This is a genomic window from Pannonibacter anstelovis (assembly GCF_036881715.1).
GTDB classification, from domain to species: Bacteria; Pseudomonadota; Alphaproteobacteria; order Rhizobiales; family Stappiaceae; genus Pannonibacter; species Pannonibacter anstelovis.
The window spans coordinates 34,867-55,636 of sequence record NZ_JBAKBF010000006.1 but is presented as its reverse complement, the minus strand read 5'-3'; the positions used below and the strand labels follow the sequence as shown (position 1 = coordinate 55,636).

Genomic DNA, 20,770 nt, shown 5'->3' with positions numbered 1-20,770 from the left:
GGGAGTATCATGCCGGTCTCCTTTCCTCCCTGGGCCATACCGTGATTGATCTGCGCAACATCGAAACCTTTTTCTGGGCAGCGGCTCTTGGCAGCTTGCGGGCTGCTTCCGAGAAGCTTGGCACCACCCAGCCGGCTGTTTCCCAGCGTATTGCCTCGCTGGAAGGCGCGCTGGGCGTGCGGCTGTTTGACAGGGCGGCACGTGGTGTGCGCCTCACCGCCAAGGGGCATGAGCTTCTGGCCCACGCCGAACGGATGATGCAGGCGCGCAATGATATCATTCAGGCCGCCCGCGACCAGACCACCATGAGCGGCAGCTTTCACATCGGCGTGGCGGAGACGATTGTGCAGACATGGCTGCCGCGCCTCATTGCCGAAGTACACAGCGCCTATCCGGCGCTGACGCTGGAGATCGAGGTGGACAGCAGTGAGATGCTGAAGGCGCATCTGATGAGCCGGCGGCTCAACCTCGCCTTCATGATGGGGCCGGTGCTGGAGGCGCGGATGGAGAACCGTCCGCTCTGCACCTATCCGCTGTCCTGGGTGGCCAAGGCCGGACTGGATCTCGGGCCCCGGCCCTTGACGCTGGAGCAGGTGACCCGCTTGCCGGTCATCACCTATGCTTCCAACAGTGCGCCCTACCGGCAGGTGCGCGACATGCTGCGGCGGGAAGGGGTGCCGTCACCACGCATGTATGGCTGTGCATCCCTGTCGATGATCGTGCGCATGGTGCAGGATGGCATCGGCACGGCAGTGATCACGCCCATCTTCCTTGGCGCCGAACTGGAGCGGGGAGAACTGGAAATCCTCGACGTGATCGCAGACCCGCTGCAGGACCTGAATTTCACCGCCACCTGGATCGACGGGCCCGACAGTTATGCCGCCCGGGTAATTGCCCGGATGGCGCAGCAGGTGGCTGCGGGCGAGGCAGGCACAGAAACTGTGCAAATGCCTGGAATTGAAGCTGAGGCATAAATAAAATTTATATCACGCTTCCAAACATACGATTGGACAGCCGGGTTTCCGTCATCGTTCTATAGCGGGCAAGACAGCGCTATAAGCTGCATGCAAGGGAACAGACTGGACGTGTAAATCATCCGGTGATGCAGAACAGGCTTGCCCTGTTTTTATATCTCAGGTGAAACCAGCTGCTTCTTGTGTGCGGTGCTGTGACGGAATACAGCAAAAGGGACCGCAGCATGAAACTCCTTACCCTCACGACCGCATTCCTTGCCGCCTCCACCTCGCTCTCCGCTTTCGCGCAGGACCTGCCGAAGACGGAACTGCATGTCGTTGGCGGCCTCAGCAACCTGACAGCCTATCAGCAGTTCGAGCAGCCGTTCTGGGAAAAGACGATCCCGGAGAAGTCCGGCGGCCAGGTGACGGCCACCATCAAGGGCTTCAATGAGATGGGCGTGAAGGGCCCGGAACTGATGCGCCTGATGTCTCAGGGGGCCATCGAGTTCGGCACCGCAACCCTGTCCTATTTCGCTTCGGACAATCCGATCAACGAAGCCATCGATCTGCCGGGGCTGGCACCTGACGTGCAGACGGCCCGCAAGGTGACCGCTGCCTTCGAGCCGGTCTACGAGAAGTTCTATGGCGAAGGCTCGCGCGTGAAGCTGCTGGGCATCTCCACCTATCCGGCGCAGGTGCTGTTCTGCAACGCCGAGATCAACAGCCTCAAGGATCTGGCCGGCAAGAAGGTGCGCACCTCCAGCCGCACGCAGGCCGAGTTCGTGGAAGCCTTTGGCGGCGCCAGCGTGACCATGGCCTTCGGCGAAGTGGTTCCGGCCCTGCAGAACAAGGTGGTGGACTGCGCCATCACCGGCTCGCTCTCCGGCTATTCGGCCAAGTGGTATGAAGTCTCCACCCACCTTCTGGCTCTGCCGATCAACTGGAACCAGCAGATCCACGGCGTGAACCAGGGTGCCTGGGACAAGCTGGACCCCAAGGTGCAGGCCTTCATCCAGGAGAACATGAACACGCTGATGGATGACATCTGGGCCGCAGCCGATGCGCAGACGCAGCAGGGCTTTGACTGCAACACAGGCGCAGCATCCTGCACGCTTGAGGTCAAGGGCAAGATGAAGCTGGTGGTGCCGTCTGATGAGGACAAGGCGCTTCTGGCCGAAACACTGAAGACCAAGATCCTGCCGCAGTGGGCCGCTCGCTGCTCGGATGATTGCGTTGCTGATTTCAATGCCACCATTGGCAAGGAAATGAATCTGACTGCAGCCAAGTAATGGCAGACTGACAGGGCGGGGCCTCACATTTGCCGAGGCTTCGCCCTGTCCCTTTTTGATTGGAGCCGTGAGACATGGGTATGTCCGGATCTCTCCCCGTCCTTGCGGGTGCCTACCGCTTTGCCAACACTGCGGCGCGCTATGCCGTTCTGGTGAGTGGAGCGCTGACCATCGCCAGCGTCTTGCTGATTTCCTATGACGTGATCGTCCGCAAGCTGTTCGGCATCACCATCGGCGGTTCGGACGAGCTGTCCAGTTATGCCTTCGCCATCAGTACGTCGTGGTCACTCGCCTATGGCGTGATGCAGCGGGCGAATGTGCGGGTGGATGTGCTCTACCAGTATCTGCCGGTGCGCGTTTCGGCGCTGCTCGACTGGCTTTCGCTGGTCTGCATGGGCGTCTTCATCGGTTATCTCACCTTTTACGCCTATGATGTGGTCGCCCAGTCATGGATTTACGGTTCGCGCGCCAATACGCCGCTTGGAACGCCGCTTGCCCTGCCGCAGGGCCTGTGGTTCGGCGGCCTTGTCTTCATGTGCCTCATTCTTGCGCTGATGCTGATCCGCTCCTCCGTCGCACTCGTCACCGGTGACATCGAGACGGTGAAGCTGGTGGCCGGTATGCGCTCCACCAAGGAGGAGGCCGAGGAAGAAGCAGCTCAGGGCGAACGCCTCATTCAGGGAGAGCGCAAGTGATCGCCACAACGCTCATCATTCTTCTGGTCCTCATCGGCCTGTCCGTTCCCGTCGCTGCGGCGCTGGGCGTGCTGGGGCTCATTCTGGACCCGCTCTATTCCATGCTGCCGCTGACGCGGGCCATGGGTGAAATGGCCTGGAGCACGAACAACGAGTTTCTGCTCGTCGCCATTCCGCTGTTCATCCTGCTGGGTGAAATCCTGTTGCGCGCCGGATTTGCCGAGCGCATGTACGGCGCCATGAGCCTGTGGCTCTCCTGGCTGCCCGGCGGCCTGATGCATGCCAATATCGGTGCTTCGGCCCTGTTCGCGGCAACATCCGGTTCAAGTGTCGCCACGGCTGCCACGGTCGGCACCGTCGCCATCCCGCAGATCCGGCGATATGGCTACAACGAGCCCCTGTTCCTCGGGAGCATTGCGGCCGGCGGCACGCTGGGCATTCTCATTCCTCCGTCGATCAACATGGTGCTCTATGGCGTGCTGACGAATACGTCCGTGCCCAAGCTCTATCTGGCGGGCATTCTGCCGGGTCTCGTGCTCACGGGCTTGTTCATGCTGACGATCATCGCCGGCTGCATTCTGGTTCCGCGCTGGGGCGGAGAGCGGGTCAAGGGCACTTGGGGCGCACGCCTTGCCAGCCTCGTGCATCTGGCACCGCCGCTGGGCATCTTTGTTTTGGTCGTCGGCTCCATCTACGCAGGCATCGCCACCCCGACGGAAGCTGCCGCGCTGGGCGTGTTGGGAGCGCTGATCCTTGCCGCCTGCTTCCGCCGGCTGACGCTCCCCATGCTGGCCACCGCCATCGAGGGCACGATGAAATCCTCGGCGATGATCCTGCTGATCATCATCGCCTCAGGCTTTCTCAACTTCATCATGTCGGCGGCCGGCATCACCGATGCCATCACCAGCTCGATCAAGGGGCTTGGCCTGTCGCCGATGCAGATGATTGCGGTTGTCGTGATCTTCTACCTGATCCTCGGCTGCTTCATGGAATCCCTGTCGATCATGATCACCACCATCCCGATCGTGACGCCGATCCTCTTTGCTCTCGGCTTTGATCCGCTGTGGGTGGGCATCCTGATCATCGTGCTGGTGGAAGCCGCCCTGATCACGCCGCCGGTGGGGCTCAACCTCTTCGTGGTGCACAGCCTGCGCAAGAGCGGCTCCATGGGGCCGGTGATCCTCGGCAGCCTGCCATTCGTGCTGGCGATGGGCGTGCTGATCGTCCTGCTCGCGCTCTTCCCGTCAATCGCCCTTTACCTGCCGGGGCTGGCCGGCTGACGGCTCCCCGGTAAAACGGCCATTCCATCCGGATACAAGACACATGAAACTGTCCTTCACCGTTGAAACCCTCAAGGGCCCGTCGAGCCTTGAGGTAAGCATCACTGACCTCATCGTTGCCGGCTGGGCCGGGCGCGACATCCACGCCATCGAGCATCACATCGAGGAACTGGCCGCCATTGGCGTACCGCGTCCCAGCACCGTGCCGCTCTATTACCGCTGCTCCGACAACTCGCTGGTGCAGGCGGACACCATCCAGGTGGTCGGCGAGGAGACATCGGGCGAAGTGGAAACCTTCGTGTTCCGTGCAGGTGACGAGATGTTCGTCTCCATCGCTTCGGACCACACCGACCGCAAGCTGGAATCCCACAGCGTCGCCCTGTCCAAGCAGATCTGCGCCAAGCCGGTGGCCTCCCGCGCCTGGCCTTTCGCAGAAGTTGCCCCGCATTGGGACCAGCTGATCATCCGCTCCTTCATCGAGGAGAATGGTGCGGAAGTGCTTTATCAGGAAGGCACGCTTGCTTCCCTGCGCAGCCCTCAGGACCTGATCGCTGGCTACTCCGGCGGCAATGACATGCTGGAGCCGGGCTCCGGCATGGTCTGCGGCACGGTGGGAGCCATCGGCGGCATCCGCCCGTCAAAAACCTTCAGAATGGAGTTGCATGATCCGGTCCTGAACCGGACCATTGCGCACAGCTACTCCATCGAAACCTTGCCGGAAATCGCCTGATGACAACCTCCGAGACCTCCCGTCTGACCCTTGCCGCCGCAGCTGAGGCTCTGGCGAAGGGAACCGTGACCTCCACCAGCCTGACGGATGAGGCGCTGGCGCGCATCAATGATCCGGCAGGCGAGGGGGCGCGTGCCTTCGTGCGGCGCAATGATGCCCGCGCCCGCAAGCTGGCGGAGGCCTCGGATGCCGTGCGTGCTGCCGGGCATGTGCGCTCGCCCCTCGAAGGGCTGCCCATTTCAGTGAAGGACCTCTTCGGCATTGCCGGAGAGGTGTCACTCGCAGGCAGTATCGCGCTCAAGGATGCCGAAGCTGAGACCGCAGACTGCCCCGTGGTGGCGCGGCTGGTGGCGGCAGGTGCTGTCATCACCGGCACCACCAACATGAGCGAGTTTGCCTTCTCAGGTCTTGGCATCAACCCGCACTACGGCACACCGCGCAATGCCTATGACCGCGCCGCGGGGCGCATCCCCGGCGGCTCGTCTTCCGGTGCTGCGGTGTCCGTCACCGATGGCATGGCTCTGGCAGCCATCGGCACGGACACGGGCGGCTCCATCCGCATTCCTGCAGCGCTTTGCGGGCTGACCGGCTTCAAGCCGACCGCCCGCCGCGTGCCTGCCGAAGGCGTGGTGCCGCTGTCCACCTCGCTCGACTCCATCGGCCCGATTGCCCGCAGCGTTGCCTGCTGTGCCGTCATCGACGCGGTGCTCTCCGGCAGCGGCGAGGATGTGCCCGCAGCCCTGCCGCTCGCCGGCGTCCGCCTTGCCGTTCCCACAACCGTTGTGCTGTCGGACATGGACGAAACCGTCAGCGCCGCCTTCGCCCGCGCCCGCAAGGTGCTGGAAGCCGCTGGGGCGCTGATCACGGAAATCGAGATCCCTGAATTTGCGCAGCTTGCCACGATCAATGCCAAGGGCGGGCTTATAGCTGCCGAAGCCTGGCACTGGCACCGGGCGCTGATCGAAAAGGCCGGTGACAGCTATGATCAGCGGGTGCGCCAGCGCATCCTGCGCGGGCGGGACATTTCCTCGGCGGATTACCTGGACACGCTCGCCAGCCGCAAAGCCTGGCAGGCCGCTGTCGAGGCCCGCGTCGCCCCGTTCGATGCCATGATCCTGCCCAGCGTGCCGGTGATCGCCCCGGAGATTGCGCCGCTTGAGGCCGATGATGCTGCTTTCTTTGCGGCCAACGGCCTGATCCTGCGCAACCCGACGATGATCAACTTCCTTGATGGCTGCGCCCTGTCGGTGCCGTGCCACGCAGCCGGAGAGGCCCCTGTGGGGCTGATGATTGCCGGCACACAGATGCAGGACCGCAAGATCCTGGCCCTCGGGCTTTCCATTGAGGCGGCCCTTGCCGCCATCACCGCATGAACGATTGATACCGGCATGACCGCAACCAGCCTTCTCACCCGCCCCTTCGATGTGCGCCAGGCTGCCCGCTCTGGCGCCCTGTGTGGTCCGACTGCCAATCTGGCACCGGGGTTCATTCAGGCCAATCTCGCCATCCTGCCGCAGGATCTGGCCTATGACTTCCTCTTGTTCTGCCAGCGCAATCCCAAGCCTTGCCCACTGGTGGGGGTGGCGGAAACCGGCGATCCGATGATCCCGGCCCTTGGCCGCAATCTCGACATCCGCACCGACCTGCCGCGCTACCGCGTGTGGCAGAAGGGCGAGCTGGTGGCCGAGCCGCAGAGCGTTGAAGACTGGTGGCGTGATGATCTGGTGTCCTTCCTGATCGGCTGCTCCTTCTCCTTTGAAGAAGCGCTGCTGGCGGCAGGCATTGGCATCCGCCATATCGAGGAAGGCTGCAACGTGCCGATGTTCCGCACCAGTATCGAGACGGTTCCCGCCGGGCGCTTCTCCGGCCCGGTGGTTGTTTCCATGCGGCCCATGAGCCCGAAGGATGCCGTCCGTGCAGTGGAAATCACCTCCCGCCTGCCTGCTGCCCATGGCTCCCCGATCCATATCGGCGATCCGGCACAGATCGGTATTTCCGATCTCTCGCGGCCTGACTACGGCGATGCGGTGAGTGTGCGGCCGGGAGAGGTTCCGGTGTTCTGGGCCTGCGGGGTGACGCCGCAGGCGGCGATTGCCCGTGTGAAGCCGGAGTTCTGCATCACCCATGCGCCGGGCCACATGCTGGTGACTGACATTCCCAACGCCTCGCTGATGTGACGCTGGCCATTGCGCCGCCCGTCATGCCATCCTGTGTCCTGTCTCGGCAGCATATGAGGACAGGGCGCAATGCAGCTTCAGGCGATCACCTATTTCAACGAACTGGTGCGCTGCCGGTCCATCCGGCAGGCCGCCCAGAACCTTGGCGTGACGCCAACGGCGATCAGCCGCCAGCTCGACAATCTCGAATATCATTTCGGCGTGCAGCTGGTGGAGCGCGGCGCGCGCGGCATTGAGCTTACAGCGGCGGGCGAAGTGGTGGCGGCCCGGCTCAAGACGGCGATCCGCGCCTTTGATCAGGCCAATCAGGCGATTGACGACCTGCGGGGCTTGCGCCGGGGCGAGGTGAGCGTGCACGTGAATGGCGCCACCGGCGGCTCTATTCTGGCGGCGGCGCTCGCGGCCTTCTCGAAGGAATTTCCGGCGATCCGCGTCACCGTGCAGGAGACCTCGGCGCGTGAGGCGATGAGCGCGATCGTGCGCGGCGATACGGACATGGCGCTGACCTTGTTCTCGCCGGAAGACCCGCGTGTCGCGGCGCGTGTCCGTGTGCCGGTCCGCCATGCGGCCATTCTTGCACCCGGTCATCCGGCTGCCGCGCTGAAAAGCATTGGTCTTGCAGCACTCACCAGTCATGCACTGGCCGTGCCGGACACGTCCTACAGTCTGCGCGCTGCGCTTGAGGCGCGGCTGCGGGCAGGGGGGCATGATCCGCTTTCCGTCAGCTTCACCACAGCCTCGCTGACCGTGCAGAAGGAACTTGCCCGGCTGGGGGCTGCGATCCTGATTCTGCCTGAGATTGCTGTGGCCCGCGATCTGGAGCTCGGCAGTCTGACTGCCCGTCCACTGGCCGCAGACGCCGCCATCGACACGGCGCTTCAGCTCAGTCTTTCGCCGGAACGCCAGCTGAGTTTCGCCGCCAGCCGTTTTGCCGCTTCGCTGGAACGCTTGCTGCTCTCAAGGTTCGGGTCTTCTTCGGCTGTTAGTGCAACGGTTTCCGCAACACGGAGCACTCAAGATCTTCGTTGAGTGTGCGCTGCAAAGTCGTGCAGCCTGATGCCATGACATGCGGATGACGGCATGTGCAGGCACAGGAGGCAGGCATGGCGATGGTGGATGCGGACGAGCGGGTGCGCCCGGAAGACGAGGTTCTGTCCCTTCCGGCCCGCAGCGTGCTGGCGGCCTTCAAGGCGGGCACTCTTTCGCCTGCCGAGTATATGGCGGCACTTATCGCAAGAATTGAAGATCGTGAGCCAAGGGTTTGTGCGCTCTACGATTTCCGCCCGGATGACGCGATGAAGGCAGCGCGAGCCTCCGAAGCCCGCTGGGTCAAGGGCGCGCCCATCGGCCCGCTGGATGGCATGCCGGTCAGCATCAAGGACAACATCGCCATGAAGGGCGATCCGGTGACCACGGGCACCGCTGCTGCCGACATGACTCCCGCTGCCGAAGATGCGCCACTGACGGCACGGCTGCGTGAGGATGGCGCGATCTTCTATGCCAAGACCACATGCCCTGACTTCGGCATGCTGAGTTCCGGCCTCTCCAGTCTTCACCATCTTTCGCGCAATCCCTGGGATCTGACGCAGAACCCTGGCGGTTCCAGCGCGGGCGCGGCAGCGGCGGGCGCGGCAGGCTATGGCCCGCTGCATATCGGGACTGACATTGGCGGCTCCATTCGTCTCCCGGCCGGCTGGACCGGCCTCATCGGCTACAAGCCATCGCAGGGCCGGGTGCCGGTCTACCCCTATTACCCGGGCCGCTGCGCGGGACCGTTGACGCCAACGGTTGATGATGCCCTGCTGCTGATGGAAACGATCAGCCGCCCGGACTGGCGCGATGCCACGTCGCTGCCGCCACAGGATCTGGACTGGAACGTGCCGCCCGCATCCGTGCGCAGCATGAAAATCGGCCTTATGCTGGATGCCGGCTGCGGGTTGCCGGTGGATGGAGAGATCCGCACTGCGGTGCTCGCCGCGGCCCGCCGGTTCGAGGACGCAGGCGCAGAGATCATCCCGGTGGATGGCATTCTCACGCGGCAGATGCTGGATGGTCTCGATGACTTCTGGCGTGCCCGCTTCTGGGCGCAGATGGAAACCTACACGCCGGAGCGGCGCGCAAAAATCCTGCCCTTCATCCTGGACTGGGCCGCAGGTGCGAAGGATCTGCCTGCCACGCGGGCCGCTTCAGGCTTTGACCAGATGCTGGCGATCCGGCAAGCCACGGCGCAGGTGTTTCAGGGGCTGGATCTGATCATCTCACCAGTGAACCCGGTGGTCAGCTTCCCGGCGGAATGGGCGGGGCCGACCAACGATCCCTCGCTGCCTTTCGAGCATATCGCCTTCACCGTGCCCTGGAACATGGGCGACAATCCGGCCTGTTCGATCAACTGCGGCTTTTCGGTTTCGGGCATGCCCATCGGCCTGCAGATCATTGGCCCGCGTTTTGCTGATCTGAGGGTCTTGTCCGTCACCAAAGCCTTTGAAGGCTGGACCGGCGGCATCCCCAACTGGCCGAAGCCGTGAAGGGCGGAATGGCGTCCTGCTCAGCCCCGGCTGATGGTCTGCGCCGCCTGGATCACCAGCGGCGCCACCTGACGGGCAAAATCCTCGGGCTCCCATTCGGCGAGAGATGCCGCGACGTGGATGGCCGCCACTGGCCGTCCGGATGCGCCAAGAATGGCCGCGCCGATAGCGATTTCTCCGGTCAGGATCTGCTCCAGCGCAAGGGCATAGCCGTTCTGCCTGGTCTCTTCGATCCGTTCCATCAGAACAAGTGGATCAGTGAGCGTCTGCGGCGTCACCGGCACGCGGTTGGAGCGGGCAATCAGTTCCGCGCATTCGGATTCGGGCAAACGGGCGAGAATGGCCCAGCCGCCGGAGGTGCAGAACAGCGGCACGCTGTGCCCGACCATGGTCGAGGACAGGATTTCCCGCTTGCTTTGCAGGCGGCTGGCATAGACGAGGCGCAAGCCATCCCACAGGCTGAGGTCCACACGTTCACGCACCTGCCGCCGCAGTTCCAGCAGCACGGGCGTTGCCTTGACCACCACGGGGTTGAGCCGCAGGAAATCGAGCGAATGGTCGAGGATGCGCAGGCCCGGAACATAGCCGGCGTCGTCGGGATCGCGGGTAACGTAGCCCAGATGCTTCAGCGTGAAGACCAGCCTCTGCACGGCGCTGCGGGTGAGGCCGGTCTGGTCCGCAAGGTCCTGCAGCGACATCGGCTTCTCGCTCTGATGAAAGGCAGACAACACCTGCATGGCCCGGCCAACCGACTGGATGAACAGCGGATCTTCCCAGGTCTCGTCCTGGCGCACGGGCGGACCAAAGATCGAACGCAAAAATTTTGGGCTCATGAGGCTCCAGATTGCATGTGTTTTGACATTGACCTCAGTGGTTAACTGGGTCAGCATATTCAATACAATTGTATTGCATGGCGATACAGTGAGACAAGCCGTGAAATTTCCTGATTGGGTGCAAGGAGAGACGACGGATGAAAAGACGTGTGGCAGTTGCCGGTTTCCTGCACGAAACCAACACCTTCGCCCCCTCCCGTGCAACGCTCGATCACTTCGCCGAAGGTGGCGGTCACATGCCGATTTCACGGGGACAGGAAATTCTTGACCGCTGCCCCGGCATCAACATCGGCGTTGCCGGAGCCGTGGATTACGCCCGCGAGGCCGGGTGGGAGCTGGTGCCGCTTCTATGGACCGTCGCCATTCCGTCTGCCCATGTCGAAAAGGCCGCTTTCGAGACAATCCTTGGCGAGCTGTGCGAGCGGCTTGCTGCTGCAGGGCCGCTCGACGGGCTTTACATCGATCTGCATGGCGCCATGGTCTGTGAGCATCTGGATGACGGGGAGGGGGAAATCCTCGCCCGCCTGCGCAAGGTGGCCGGACCTGATCTGCCCATCGCTGCCAGCCTTGACCTGCACGGCAATGTCACTGCCCGCATGGTGGAGGAGAGCGATGTTCTCGCCGCCTACCGCACCTATCCGCATGTAGACATGGCTGAAACCGGTTACCGCACGGCTGTGCAGCTCGACCGGCTGATGCAATCGGGCAAGCGCTATGCCAAGGCCTTCCGCCAGCTGCCCTTCCTCATCCCTATCCCGTGGCAATGCACCGGGCTGGAACCGGCCAGGAGCCTCTATGCCCGTGTTGCCGCGCTGGAAGGCGGGGCTGTGGCAAGCACATCCTTTCTGACCGGGTTTCCTGCAGCGGATTTCGAGGATTGCGCCCCTTCCGTCATCATCTATGCGGAGGATCAGGCTGCTGCCGATGCGGCGGCAGATGCGCTGGTGGGGGATATTATGGCGGCGGAACCGGCCTTCAACGGCAGGGCCTACGAGCCGGACGAGGCCATAGCTGAAGCGCTCAGGATCGCAGCTTCTGCTTCCCGGCCCGTCGTCATCGCCGATACGCAGGACAATCCCGGAGCGGGCGGAGATTCCAACACCGCCGGCATGCTGGCGGCGCTGGTGCGGGCCGGTGCATCCCGTGCCTCGCTTGGCCTGATGGTCGATCCGGAGGCGGCCAAGGCGGCGCATGCGGCAGGCGAGGGGGCGGAGGTGACGCTGACCCTTGGCGGGCGCTCCGGTGTTGCGGGCGATGAGCCCTTCACCGGTACCTTCAAGGTGGAGCGCCTGTCGGACGGGAGCTTCATGGCGCAAGGTCCGTTCTTCGGGCACACGCATATGGATCTCGGGCTTTCGGCCTGTGTGTCAATTGGCGGCGTGCGCGTGGTTCTTGCCAGCCGCAAGGTGCAGATGGCGGATCTGTCCATGTACCGTTTCGTTGGCATTGAACCAACGCAGGAGGCCATTCTCGTCAACAAGAGTTCGGTGCATTTCCGTGCCGATTTCGAGCCGGTGGCCGAGACCATTCTCGTCGCCCGCTCGCCAGGGCCGATGGCGCTGCATGCCAGCGATCTGCCCTTCCGCAACCTGAAACCGGGCATCCGGCTGACGCCTTGCGGACCTTCTTTCATGACCAGTGAAAAGAAGGGAGAGGTTTCAGTCATCTGACAAGAAGCAATACCGCTGTGCAGCTTGCAACAGCGGATGGGAGGAGAAGCAGAGCAGATCACAACCGGCCGGAAAACAGGCCGGGCTCCAACGAAGCATCATCACAACCAACCAGACGGGGTTCACGAACATGCTGAGTGTTGAAACTGGGGTCATAAGCAGACTGAAGGCTGAGAGCCGCCCGCGCCGCCTGAAGGGCCTTGGCCGCCTTGCCGCCGGTCTTGTTGCCGGCACGCTGCTGGCCGGCAGCGCAATGGCGCAGGAAAAGGTGATTACCGCCGTGATGCATTCCGGCTTGCGTGTCACCGATCCGGTCATCACCACCGCCCACATCGTGCGCAATCATGCCTATATGATTTACGATGTGCTCATCGCTGTAGACGAGAACTTTACGCCCAAGCCGCAGATGGCGGACTGGACCATCTCCGATGACAAGCTGACCTACACCTTCACGCTGCGCGATGGTCTGAAGTTCCACGATGGCGCGCCGGTGACGGCGGAGGACGCTGTTGCCTCCCTGAAGCGCTGGGGGCAGAAGGATTCCGGCGGCCAGCTCATCTTCGACGTGACCGACAGCCTGACGGCAGGTGATGCGAAGACAATCGTCTGGAAGCTCAAGCAGCCCTATGGCCCGCTGATCGAGACGCTGGCGAAAATGTCGGCCCTGCCGCCCTTCATCATGCCGGCCAGTGTTGCGGCAACCCCGGCGTCCGAGTCGATCAAGAGCTTCGTTGGCTCCGGCCCGTTCCGTTTCGTGGAATCCGAGTTCCAGCCCGGCGTCAGCGTGACTTACGAGAAGTTCGCCGATTATGTGCCGCGTGACGAGCCGTCCAGCTGGATGGCCGGCGGCAAGAAGGTATACGTGGACAAGGTGAAGTGGGTCACCATGCCGGATGCCCAGACGGCGGTGAATGCGCTGTCTTCCGGCGAGATCGACTATATGGAGCAGGTGCCTGTCGATCTGCTGCCGCTCCTCGATGGCAATGAGGACGTGGTGTCCGAACTGCGTGATCCGCTCGGCTATCAGACCATGGGCCGTATGAACTTCCTCTACCCGCCCTTCGACAATGTGAAGGTTCGCAAGGCAGCCATGATGGCGATCAGCCAGGAGCAGGTTCTGGCAACGCTGATTGGCAACCCGGACTATTACAAGATCTGCGGTGCGCTGTTCGGCTGCGGCACGCCGCTTGCAGATGAAACCGGGGCAGAAAGCCTCATCAGCGGCGGCAACATCGAGGAGGCGAAGAAGCTTCTGGCCGAGTCCGGTTACGACGGCACGCCCGTGGTGCTGATGCAGCCGACCGACGTGCCGGCCATTTCCGCCCAGCCGGTGGTGGCTGCCCAGGCGCTGCGCGATGCGGGCTTTACCGTGGACCTGCAGCCGATGGACTGGCAGACGCTGGTCACACGCCGCGCCAGCCAGTCCAAGCCGTCCGAGGGCGGCTGGAACCTGTTCTTCACCAACTGGGCCGTGCCGGAAATCGCCTCGCCGCTGATCAACCCGATGCTCAACGGCCGTGGCAATGCAGCCTGGTTCGGCTGGCCGACGGATGAGAAGCTGGAAGCTCTGCGCAAGGACTTCATCGCAGCCGGAACGCCGGAAGAGCAGCTGGAAGTGGCGAAGAAGATCCAGGTCCATGCCATGGACGTGGTGAACTACGTCCCGCTTGGTCAGTACCTCACCCCGCAGGGGCGTTCCGTCAAGCTGGTGGACATGATCGGCTCGCCGGTGCCGGTGTTCTGGAACATGAAGAAGGAAGACTGATCCTCCCGCCGTCTGAACGGCTGCCGGGACCGCATGAAGCGGCCCCGGCCCATCGGGAGCGGCGGGCCTGCCTGGAAAAGGACAGGATCTCCGCCGCTCGCACCGCCTGAAGGGAAGGGAGCATCCGCCGATGATCGGTTACATCTTCCGGCGCATCCTGGCCGTCATTCCGGTCGTGTTGTGCGTCGCCATATTCGTCTTTCTGCTGCTGCGCCTGACACCTGGCGATCCGGCAGCGATCCTTGCCGGTGACGCGGCAACGCCCGAGCAGCTGGAGAAGATCCGCACCTCGCTGGGCCTCAACGAACCGCTTCTCACCCAGTTCGTTACCTGGGCCGGGCGCCTTGCCGATGGCGATCTCGGCATTTCACTCATTTCCAATGTTCCGGTCACGGAATTGATTGGCCAGCGTATCTGGCCGACGATCAACATCGCCGTCATGACCATCACTCTGGCCGTGCTCATCGCCGTGCCCATGGGTGTGCTGGCCGCCTGGCGGCACCGCACCTGGACGGATTATGCGGTGATGGCCTTCTCGGTGCTGGGCTTTTCCATTCCGGTTTTCGTCATCGGCTATCTCTTCATTCAGGTGTTCTCGCTGCAGCTGCGCTGGCTGCCGGTGCAGGGCTACGCGGCACCATCGCAGGACTTCGGCAAGTTCCTGGCCCGTGCCATCCTGCCCTGCCTGACGCTGGCGACGATCTACATTGCGCTCATCGCCCGCATGACGCGCGCCAGCATGCTGGAAGTGCTGGGCGAGGACTTCATCCGCACCGCCCGGGCCAAGGGGCTGATGGAGAAGGCGGTGCTGTTCCGCCACGCCCTGCGCAACGCCTCGGTGCCGATCCTGACCATCATCGGCACCGGCTTTGCGCTGCTCATTTCCGGCGTGGTGGTGACGGAAAGCGTCTTCAACATCCCCGGCATCGGCCGGCTCACCGTCGATGCGATCCTGGCCCGTGACTATCCGGTCATCCAGGCGATGATCCTTCTGACAAGTGCCGTCTACGTTCTCATCAATCTGATGATCGACGTGGCCTACAGCTTTCTTGACCCGAGGATCCGGTATTGATGTCAGCTTCTTCAGACCCCGTATCCCGGCTGCAGCCAGTCCTGCGCCTCTTGTCCCTGCCGGTGAAGGTTCGCAAGCTTGGCGGCGGGCCGATGGTGGCGGCCATCGTGCTCGCCATCATCGCCATCGCCGTAGCGCTGGCTCCGCTCTACATCCCTCACGATCCGCTGGCGATCAATGCGCTCAACCGGCTGAAGGGCCCTTCGGAAACCAATCTGCTGGGCACCGATGCCTATGGCCGGGATCTCTTCTCCCGCGTCATGATGGGCGGACGCGTGTCGCTGTTCATCGGCATTGGCGCTGCGGTGACAAGCGTTCTCATTGGCCTTGCCATCGGCCTTGTCTCCGGCTTCTTCCGGCTGGCGGACGCGATCATCATGCGGATCATGGACAGTCTGATGGCGATCCCGTCGATCCTGCTGGCGATTGCGCTGGTCGCCCTCAACGGCCCGAGCCTCTGGTCGGTGATTGCCGCCATCACCATTCCGGAAATCCCTCGCGTGGTGCGGCTGGTGCGCTCCGTCGTGCTGTCCGTGCGCGAGGAGCCCTATGTGGAGGCGGCGGTGGCGCTGGGGTCTTCCATGCCGAAGATCCTGCGGCAGCACCTGATGCCCAACACGCTGGCGCCGCTGACCGTGCAGGCCACCTATATCTGCGCCTCGGCCATCCTCACGGAAGCGATCCTCTCCTTCCTGGGCGCGGGCGTCAGCACGGAAATTCCCACCTGGGGCAACATCATGGCGGAGGGGCGGATGCACTTTCAGCTCAAGCCCTCGCTGATCTTCTGGCCGGGGCTGATGCTGTCCCTGTGCATCCTGTCCATCAACCTGCTTGGCGACACGGCCCGCGATCTCCTGGATCCGCGCCTGCGCAAGAGGGAGGGCTGAGCCTGTGATCTTCAAGTCCAGATCCTTCGAGGGCGCTCCGGCGGTTCTCACCATCGACAACCTCACCGTCCGCATTCCCACGGCTGCACCGGAGTTCCGGCCCATCCTTGACCGTGTGTCCCTGACCATCCGGGCGGGCGAAACCGTCTGCCTTGTGGGGGAAAGCGGCTCGGGCAAGTCCGTCACGTCGCTTGCCACCATGGGGCTTCTGCCGAAGAACGCGCTGGAGGTGACGGGCGGGCGCATCCTGCTAGGGGACACCGACCTTCTGCAACTCTCGCCGCAGCAGATGCGCGACATGCGCGCCCGCAATCTCTCCATGGTGTTTCAGGAGCCGATGACTGCGCTCAATCCGGTCATGAGAGTGGGGCAGCAGATCGAGGAAGTGCTCGACACCCACACCAAGCTGCCGGCAGCCGAAAAGCGCAAGCGCGTGCTGGCCATCATGGAGCAGGTGCACCTGCCGGATGTGGAGCGGATCTACCGGTCCTATCCGCACCAGCTCTCCGGCGGCCAGCGCCAGCGCATCATGATTGCCATGGCGCTGATCCTGGAGCCGCAGCTGCTCATCGCCGACGAGCCGACCACCGCGCTGGATGTGACCACCCAGAAGCAGATCCTCTCACTGATCTCGGAACTGCAGGAAAAACACGGCACGGCTGTTCTGTTCATTACGCATGATATGGGTGTGGTGGCCGAGATTGCCGACACGGTGCAGGTGATGAAGCATGGCGAGATGGTGGAGAATGCGCCGGTCGCGGAGCTTCTGCGCAATCCTCAGAACGACTATACCCGGCGCCTGCTGAAGGCCGTGCCCAGCCTGACACCGCGGCCGCCGCGTGCCGCGGTGGAGGACAAGCCGCCGGTGCTGGAAGTCTCGAACCTTGCCAAGGTCTATGGCACCTCCGGCTGGCTGCTCAACCGGGAGCCAACCCGGGCGGCGCAGGATGTGGCCTTCACCATCGCGCCGGGCCGCACGCTCGGCATCGTCGGGGAAAGCGGCTCGGGCAAGTCCACCGTGGCGCGCTGCGTCATGCGGCTCATTGATCCCACCGGCGGCGGCATCAAGGTGGCCGGGCTTGAAATCGCAAGCATGCCGCGCGCGCAGCTGCGCCCGCACCGCAAGCATATCCAGATCGTGTTTCAGGACCCGTTCCGTTCGCTCAACCCGCGCTGGACGGTAGGGCGCTCGCTGATCGAGGGGCCACTGAACCTTGGTCAGGACAAGGAGGCGGCCATGGCTCGCGCCCGCGAGCTGATGGCGCTTGTCGGTCTTCCGGCCGATGCAGTGGACCGCTATCCGCACCAGTTCTCCGGCGGCCAGCGCCAGCGCATCGCCATTGCCCGGGCCATCGCCATGGAGCCGGATGTGCTGGTGGCGGACGAGGCCGTCTCGGCACTGGACGTGTCGGTGCAGGATCAGGTGCTGAAGCTTCTGGAGGATCTGCAGGCCAAGCTCGGCATTGCCATCCTGTTCATCACGCATGACCTGCGGGTCGCGGCGCAGATCTGTGACGATGTGCTGGTGATGCAGAAGGGCAGGGTGGTGGAGCATGGGCCTGCGGGCGAAGTTCTGGCCCATCCGAAACATCCCTACACCCGTTCCCTCATTGAGGCCGCGCCTGGCCGCAACTGGGATTTTGCCAACTTCCGTGAGCTGACGCTGGCCTCCTGAGGCCCAGCGTCCGCCGCAGCCGGGGCATCCGCAGCCGCCCCGGCTGCTTCTTCCCTTTCCGTTTCATTTCATCTGTCAGAGGACTGCCCCATGCCCGTCATCGAGAAAATCGCCGGTTATGCCAAGGAGCTGACGGCCCTGCGCCATGACTTCCATGCCCACCCGGAAATCGGCTTCGAGGAACAGCGCACATCCGGCATTGTCGCCAGCCTTTTGGAGGAGTGGGGCCTTGAGGTGCACCGGGGCATCGGCCAGACCGGCGTTGTCGGCGTGCTGAAAGGGGCAAAGGGCGAAGGGCGGACCATTGGCCTGCGTGCCGATATGGATGCGCTGCCCATGGACGAGCACACCAATCTGCCCTTCCGCTCTACCCATCCAGGCAAGTTCCACGGCTGCGGCCATGATGGCCACACCACCATGCTGCTGGGCGCGGCGCGCTATCTCTCCGAGACCCGGGACTTTGCCGGAACCGTTGTCTTCATCTTCCAGCCGGCCGAAGAGGGGCTGGGCGGCGCAAGGGCCATGCTGGCGGACGGGCTGTTCGACCGGTTCCCTTGCGATGAAGTCTATGGCATGCACAACAACCCGCTTGCCCAGCCGAACCGGGTGGCGGTGCGCCCCGGCGTTGCCATGGCCGGTTCCACCTTCTTCGACATCACCATTCAGGGCCGCGGCAGCCACGGCGCGGCACCGCATCATTCGAAGGACCCGATCATCGTTGCCACCTCGCTGGTGCAGAACCTGCAAAGCATCGTCAGCCGCAATGTGGAGCCGGTGCAGCCGGCGGTGCTGTCGGTGACGCAGATCCACTCCGGCACGGCCTATAACGTCATTCCCGATCAGGCGGTCATCTCCGGCACGATCCGCTACTTCGACGATGGCGTGCGCGATCTCATTCATGAGCGGATCGAGGCCTTCTGCGCCGGTTATGCCACCAGCTTCGATGTCACCATCACGCCGGAACTGCGGCCCGTGTTCTCGGTGCTGCGCAATGATCCATCCCTGAGTGCAGCCTATCTGGAAGCGGCAGCCGAAATTGTCGGCGGTGATCTCGTCACCGATCAGGTGGATCTGGTGCCGGCCAGCGAGGACTTCGCCGACATGCTGCTGGCCGTGCCGGGGGCTTACTGCACCGTTGGCCACAGCGGCGGCGTGCCGGTGCACAATCCGGGTTTCGTGCTGGATGACGCCATCCTGCCGGTCGGCGCCAGCATCTATGCCCGCATCGCCGAGCGGCGGCTGGCGGCCTGAGCTGGCTGTCTGATCCTCAACCTCATCCCTTCACGCAGATCCGCCGGGAGCAGGCCATGCGTTTCACGGAATTACCTTTCGACAGCAATGAAATGATCAAGGGCCTGCGCCCCTGGGTGGAATGCGAAAGCCCCACCCATGACGCGGCTGCCCTCAACCGGATGATGGATCTCGCCGCCTATGAGCTGGCAGCGCTTGGTGCGGATATCGAGCGCATTCCGGGGCGGATGGGCTTTGGCGGGTCACTGCGCGCCCGCCTGCCGCATCCGGACAAGGGCAAGCCGGGCATTCTCGTCAGCGGCCACATGGATACGGTGCATCCCGTCGGCACGCTGGAAAAGCTGCCGTTCCGCATCGAGGGCAACCGTGCTTACGGGCCGGGTATTCAGGACATGAAGGGCGGCAATTACGTGGCCGTCGAAGCCCTGCGCCAGATCATCCGCGCCGGGCTTACCACACCGCTGCCGGTGACCGTGCTCTTTACCCCCGATGAGGAAGTGGGCACGCCTTCGACGCGCGATCTCATCGAGATGGAGGCCCTGCGCAACCGCTATGTGCTGGTGCCTGAACCGGCGCGGGAGGATGGCGGCTGCGTCACGGGCCGCTACGCCATCGCCCGCTTCAACCTGCGCACCATTGGCCGCCCCAGCCATGCGGGCTGGGCGCTGAAGGACGGGCGCTCGGCGATTGCCGCCATGGCCCGCAAGGTGCTGGAAATCGAGGCGATGACAGGCGAGGACTGCACCTTCAGCGTCGGCATCGTCCGGGGCGGTGAGTGGGTCAACTGCGTTTCGTCCCTCTGCGAGGGGCAGGTGCTGTCCATGGCCAAGCGGCAGGCGGACCTTGATGCGGGCGTGGAGCGGATGTTGGCGCTCAATGATGACAGCGGCGACGTGATCATCGAGGTGACACGCGGCGTCACCCGGCCCGTGTGGGAGCCGGATGCAGGCACGCTGGCGCTTTATGAAGTCGGCAGGGAACTGGCCGCAGAAGTGGGCTTTGAGATGAGCCATGCCAGTGCGGGCGGCGGGTCGGATGGCAACTTCACCGGCGCTCTCGGCATTCCGACGCTGGACTCCATCGGAGTGCGAGGCGCCGGGCTGCATACGCTCAACGAGCATATCCTGATCGACAGCCTCCCTGAGCGTGCCAAGCTCTGCGCCGGTCTGTTCCTGCGGCTCAGCTGAAGCATGCGAAGGCGGGGGCCAAAAGCCCTCGCCTTATTCCAGTGGCTCTCCCGCGTGGACGCGGGAAATGAGCGCCGAGGCCTGGCGCGTGCAACCGCTGTCGAGCAGCCAGCCAAGCACGGCCCCTGGCGCGGCTCCTTCCAGATCCTGCGGCAGCACCTTGATGTCGAACTTGCGCAAGTTTGATCCGGCAGAAAAGGCCAAGGGCCCTTCGGTAGCGGCGAAGGATGCGGGAGCGGAGAGGGTATGGCTGCCGGCCGGCCATGTCAGGTCTGAAGCCCGCGCTGCTTCGCTGCGCAAGGCGATGGTCAGTGCGTCATCTGTATCCCGCCGCCAGAAGGTCAGCTGATCCTTGCGGGCGCAACGCTTGCCGGAGCTGTCGATGCTGACGAGCCATATGCCCGGCTGTTCCGGCAGGCTGCTGTCTGCCTTGCGTGAGGCGCCCAGAACTTCGGACTTTTGTTCGGCAGCGCCGAGAAAGCTCTTGATCGTCTCCCAGGTGCTGATCGGTGCGGCGGCGGGTGTATCCCCGGCTATGTTCCCTTCGAAGGGGCCGCTGATCACCTTCATTTCACCGGACTTGAAAAGAAAGGTAAGCCTTGCCCCTTCTGGCAATTGCAGGCTTGTACCCTCCGCAATCCGGTCGCCGGGATGGAATGCGGCATCCCCGCTGGCTGCAACCACAATCATCTCCGCGAGCGCCGGGGCCACGTTTGCCGCCATCAGAGCGGTTGCCATCATCACTTGCCGGAACATGCCGAACCTCATGCTGCTTTTG

18 protein-coding genes are annotated in these 20,770 nt (G+C 63.6%); 16 read left to right on the top strand and 2 right to left on the bottom strand.

Annotation, left to right across the window (positions count from 1 at the left end):
• Window positions 1–41: 41 nt before the first annotated feature.
• From V6L75_RS10960 to V6L75_RS10920, 9 genes are all read left to right on the top strand, one after another.
• Window positions 42–974 carry a LysR family transcriptional regulator gene (locus tag V6L75_RS10960; protein ID WP_334251558.1) on the top strand — a complete coding sequence of 311 codons (933 nt, stop codon included), beginning with the start codon at window positions 42–44 and terminating at the stop codon, window positions 972–974.
• Window positions 975–1,198: 224 nt separating this feature from the next.
• Window positions 1,199–2,245 (top strand): TRAP transporter substrate-binding protein, encoded by a 1,047-nt coding sequence (locus V6L75_RS10955; RefSeq protein WP_334251557.1) that lies wholly within the window; start codon window positions 1,199–1,201, stop codon window positions 2,243–2,245.
• Between the two features lie 80 nt (window positions 2,246–2,325).
• A complete protein-coding gene (locus V6L75_RS10950; protein ID WP_334251556.1) occupies window positions 2,326–2,940 on the top strand; it encodes a TRAP transporter small permease subunit in 615 nt (204 codons plus the stop codon).
• A complete protein-coding gene (locus V6L75_RS10945; protein ID WP_334251555.1) occupies window positions 2,937–4,220 on the top strand; it encodes a TRAP transporter large permease in 1,284 nt (427 codons plus the stop codon). Before V6L75_RS10950 ends, V6L75_RS10945 begins: the two co-directional genes overlap by 4 nt.
• Before the next feature lie 43 nt (window positions 4,221–4,263).
• A complete protein-coding gene (locus tag V6L75_RS10940) occupies window positions 4,264–4,950 on the top strand; it encodes a DUF2848 domain-containing protein (RefSeq protein WP_334251554.1) in 687 nt (228 codons plus the stop codon).
• On the top strand, window positions 4,950–6,323 hold the full coding sequence (locus V6L75_RS10935; protein ID WP_334251553.1) for an amidase: 1,374 nt from the start codon (window positions 4,950–4,952) through the stop codon (window positions 6,321–6,323). Before V6L75_RS10940 ends, V6L75_RS10935 begins: the two co-directional genes overlap by 1 nt.
• Before the next feature lie 15 nt (window positions 6,324–6,338).
• Window positions 6,339–7,127 carry a putative hydro-lyase gene (locus V6L75_RS10930; protein ID WP_334251552.1) on the top strand — a complete coding sequence of 263 codons (789 nt, stop codon included), beginning with the start codon at window positions 6,339–6,341 and terminating at the stop codon, window positions 7,125–7,127.
• A gap of 69 nt (window positions 7,128–7,196) precedes the next feature.
• Window positions 7,197–8,156, top strand: coding sequence for a LysR family transcriptional regulator (locus V6L75_RS10925; RefSeq protein WP_334251551.1), 960 nt, complete (start codon window positions 7,197–7,199; stop codon window positions 8,154–8,156).
• A gap of 74 nt (window positions 8,157–8,230) precedes the next feature.
• Window positions 8,231–9,652 carry an amidase gene (locus V6L75_RS10920; RefSeq protein WP_334251550.1) on the top strand — a complete coding sequence of 474 codons (1,422 nt, stop codon included), beginning with the start codon at window positions 8,231–8,233 and terminating at the stop codon, window positions 9,650–9,652.
• A gap of 20 nt (window positions 9,653–9,672) precedes the next feature.
• Here V6L75_RS10920 and V6L75_RS10915 read toward each other — a convergent pair whose 3' ends face one another.
• Complete coding sequence (locus V6L75_RS10915; protein WP_334251549.1) at window positions 9,673–10,485, bottom strand: IclR family transcriptional regulator; 813 nt, start codon at window positions 10,483–10,485, stop codon at window positions 9,673–9,675.
• Between the two features lie 137 nt (window positions 10,486–10,622).
• Here V6L75_RS10915 and V6L75_RS10910 point away from each other — a divergent pair, with 137 nt between their 5' ends.
• The 7 genes from V6L75_RS10910 (at window position 10,623) to V6L75_RS10880 (ending at window position 19,992) form a co-directional block, all read left to right on the top strand.
• Window positions 10,623–12,155 carry a M81 family metallopeptidase gene (locus V6L75_RS10910; RefSeq protein WP_334251548.1) on the top strand — a complete coding sequence of 511 codons (1,533 nt, stop codon included), beginning with the start codon at window positions 10,623–10,625 and terminating at the stop codon, window positions 12,153–12,155.
• Window positions 12,156–12,285: 130 nt separating this feature from the next.
• Complete coding sequence (locus V6L75_RS10905; protein ID WP_425498757.1) at window positions 12,286–13,920, top strand: ABC transporter substrate-binding protein; 1,635 nt, start codon at window positions 12,286–12,288, stop codon at window positions 13,918–13,920.
• A gap of 130 nt (window positions 13,921–14,050) precedes the next feature.
• Entirely contained in the window at window positions 14,051–14,992 is a 942-nt protein-coding gene (locus tag V6L75_RS10900; protein WP_334251547.1) for an ABC transporter permease, read from the top strand.
• Window positions 14,992–15,879: an ABC transporter permease gene (locus tag V6L75_RS10895; protein ID WP_334251546.1), complete on the top strand. Its 888-nt coding sequence runs from the start codon at window positions 14,992–14,994 to the stop codon at window positions 15,877–15,879. Before V6L75_RS10900 ends, V6L75_RS10895 begins: the two co-directional genes overlap by 1 nt.
• A gap of 4 nt (window positions 15,880–15,883) precedes the next feature.
• On the top strand, window positions 15,884–17,554 hold the full coding sequence (locus V6L75_RS10890) for an ABC transporter ATP-binding protein (protein WP_334251545.1): 1,671 nt from the start codon (window positions 15,884–15,886) through the stop codon (window positions 17,552–17,554).
• A 90-nt stretch (window positions 17,555–17,644) separates the two neighbouring features.
• Window positions 17,645–18,805, top strand: a complete 1,161-nt coding sequence (locus V6L75_RS10885) for a M20 aminoacylase family protein (RefSeq protein ID WP_334251544.1) — start codon at window positions 17,645–17,647, stop codon at window positions 18,803–18,805.
• A gap of 56 nt (window positions 18,806–18,861) precedes the next feature.
• The gene (locus V6L75_RS10880; protein ID WP_334251543.1) at window positions 18,862–19,992 is read left to right on the top strand and encodes a M20/M25/M40 family metallo-hydrolase; all 1,131 of its coding nucleotides are present in this window, start codon (window positions 18,862–18,864) and stop codon (window positions 19,990–19,992) included.
• Window positions 19,993–20,025: 33 nt separating this feature from the next.
• Here the strand turns inward: V6L75_RS10880 and V6L75_RS10875 are convergent, their stop codons facing one another.
• A complete protein-coding gene (locus V6L75_RS10875; protein WP_334251542.1) occupies window positions 20,026–20,748 on the bottom strand; it encodes a hypothetical protein in 723 nt (240 codons plus the stop codon).
• Window positions 20,749–20,770 lie beyond the last annotated feature (22 nt).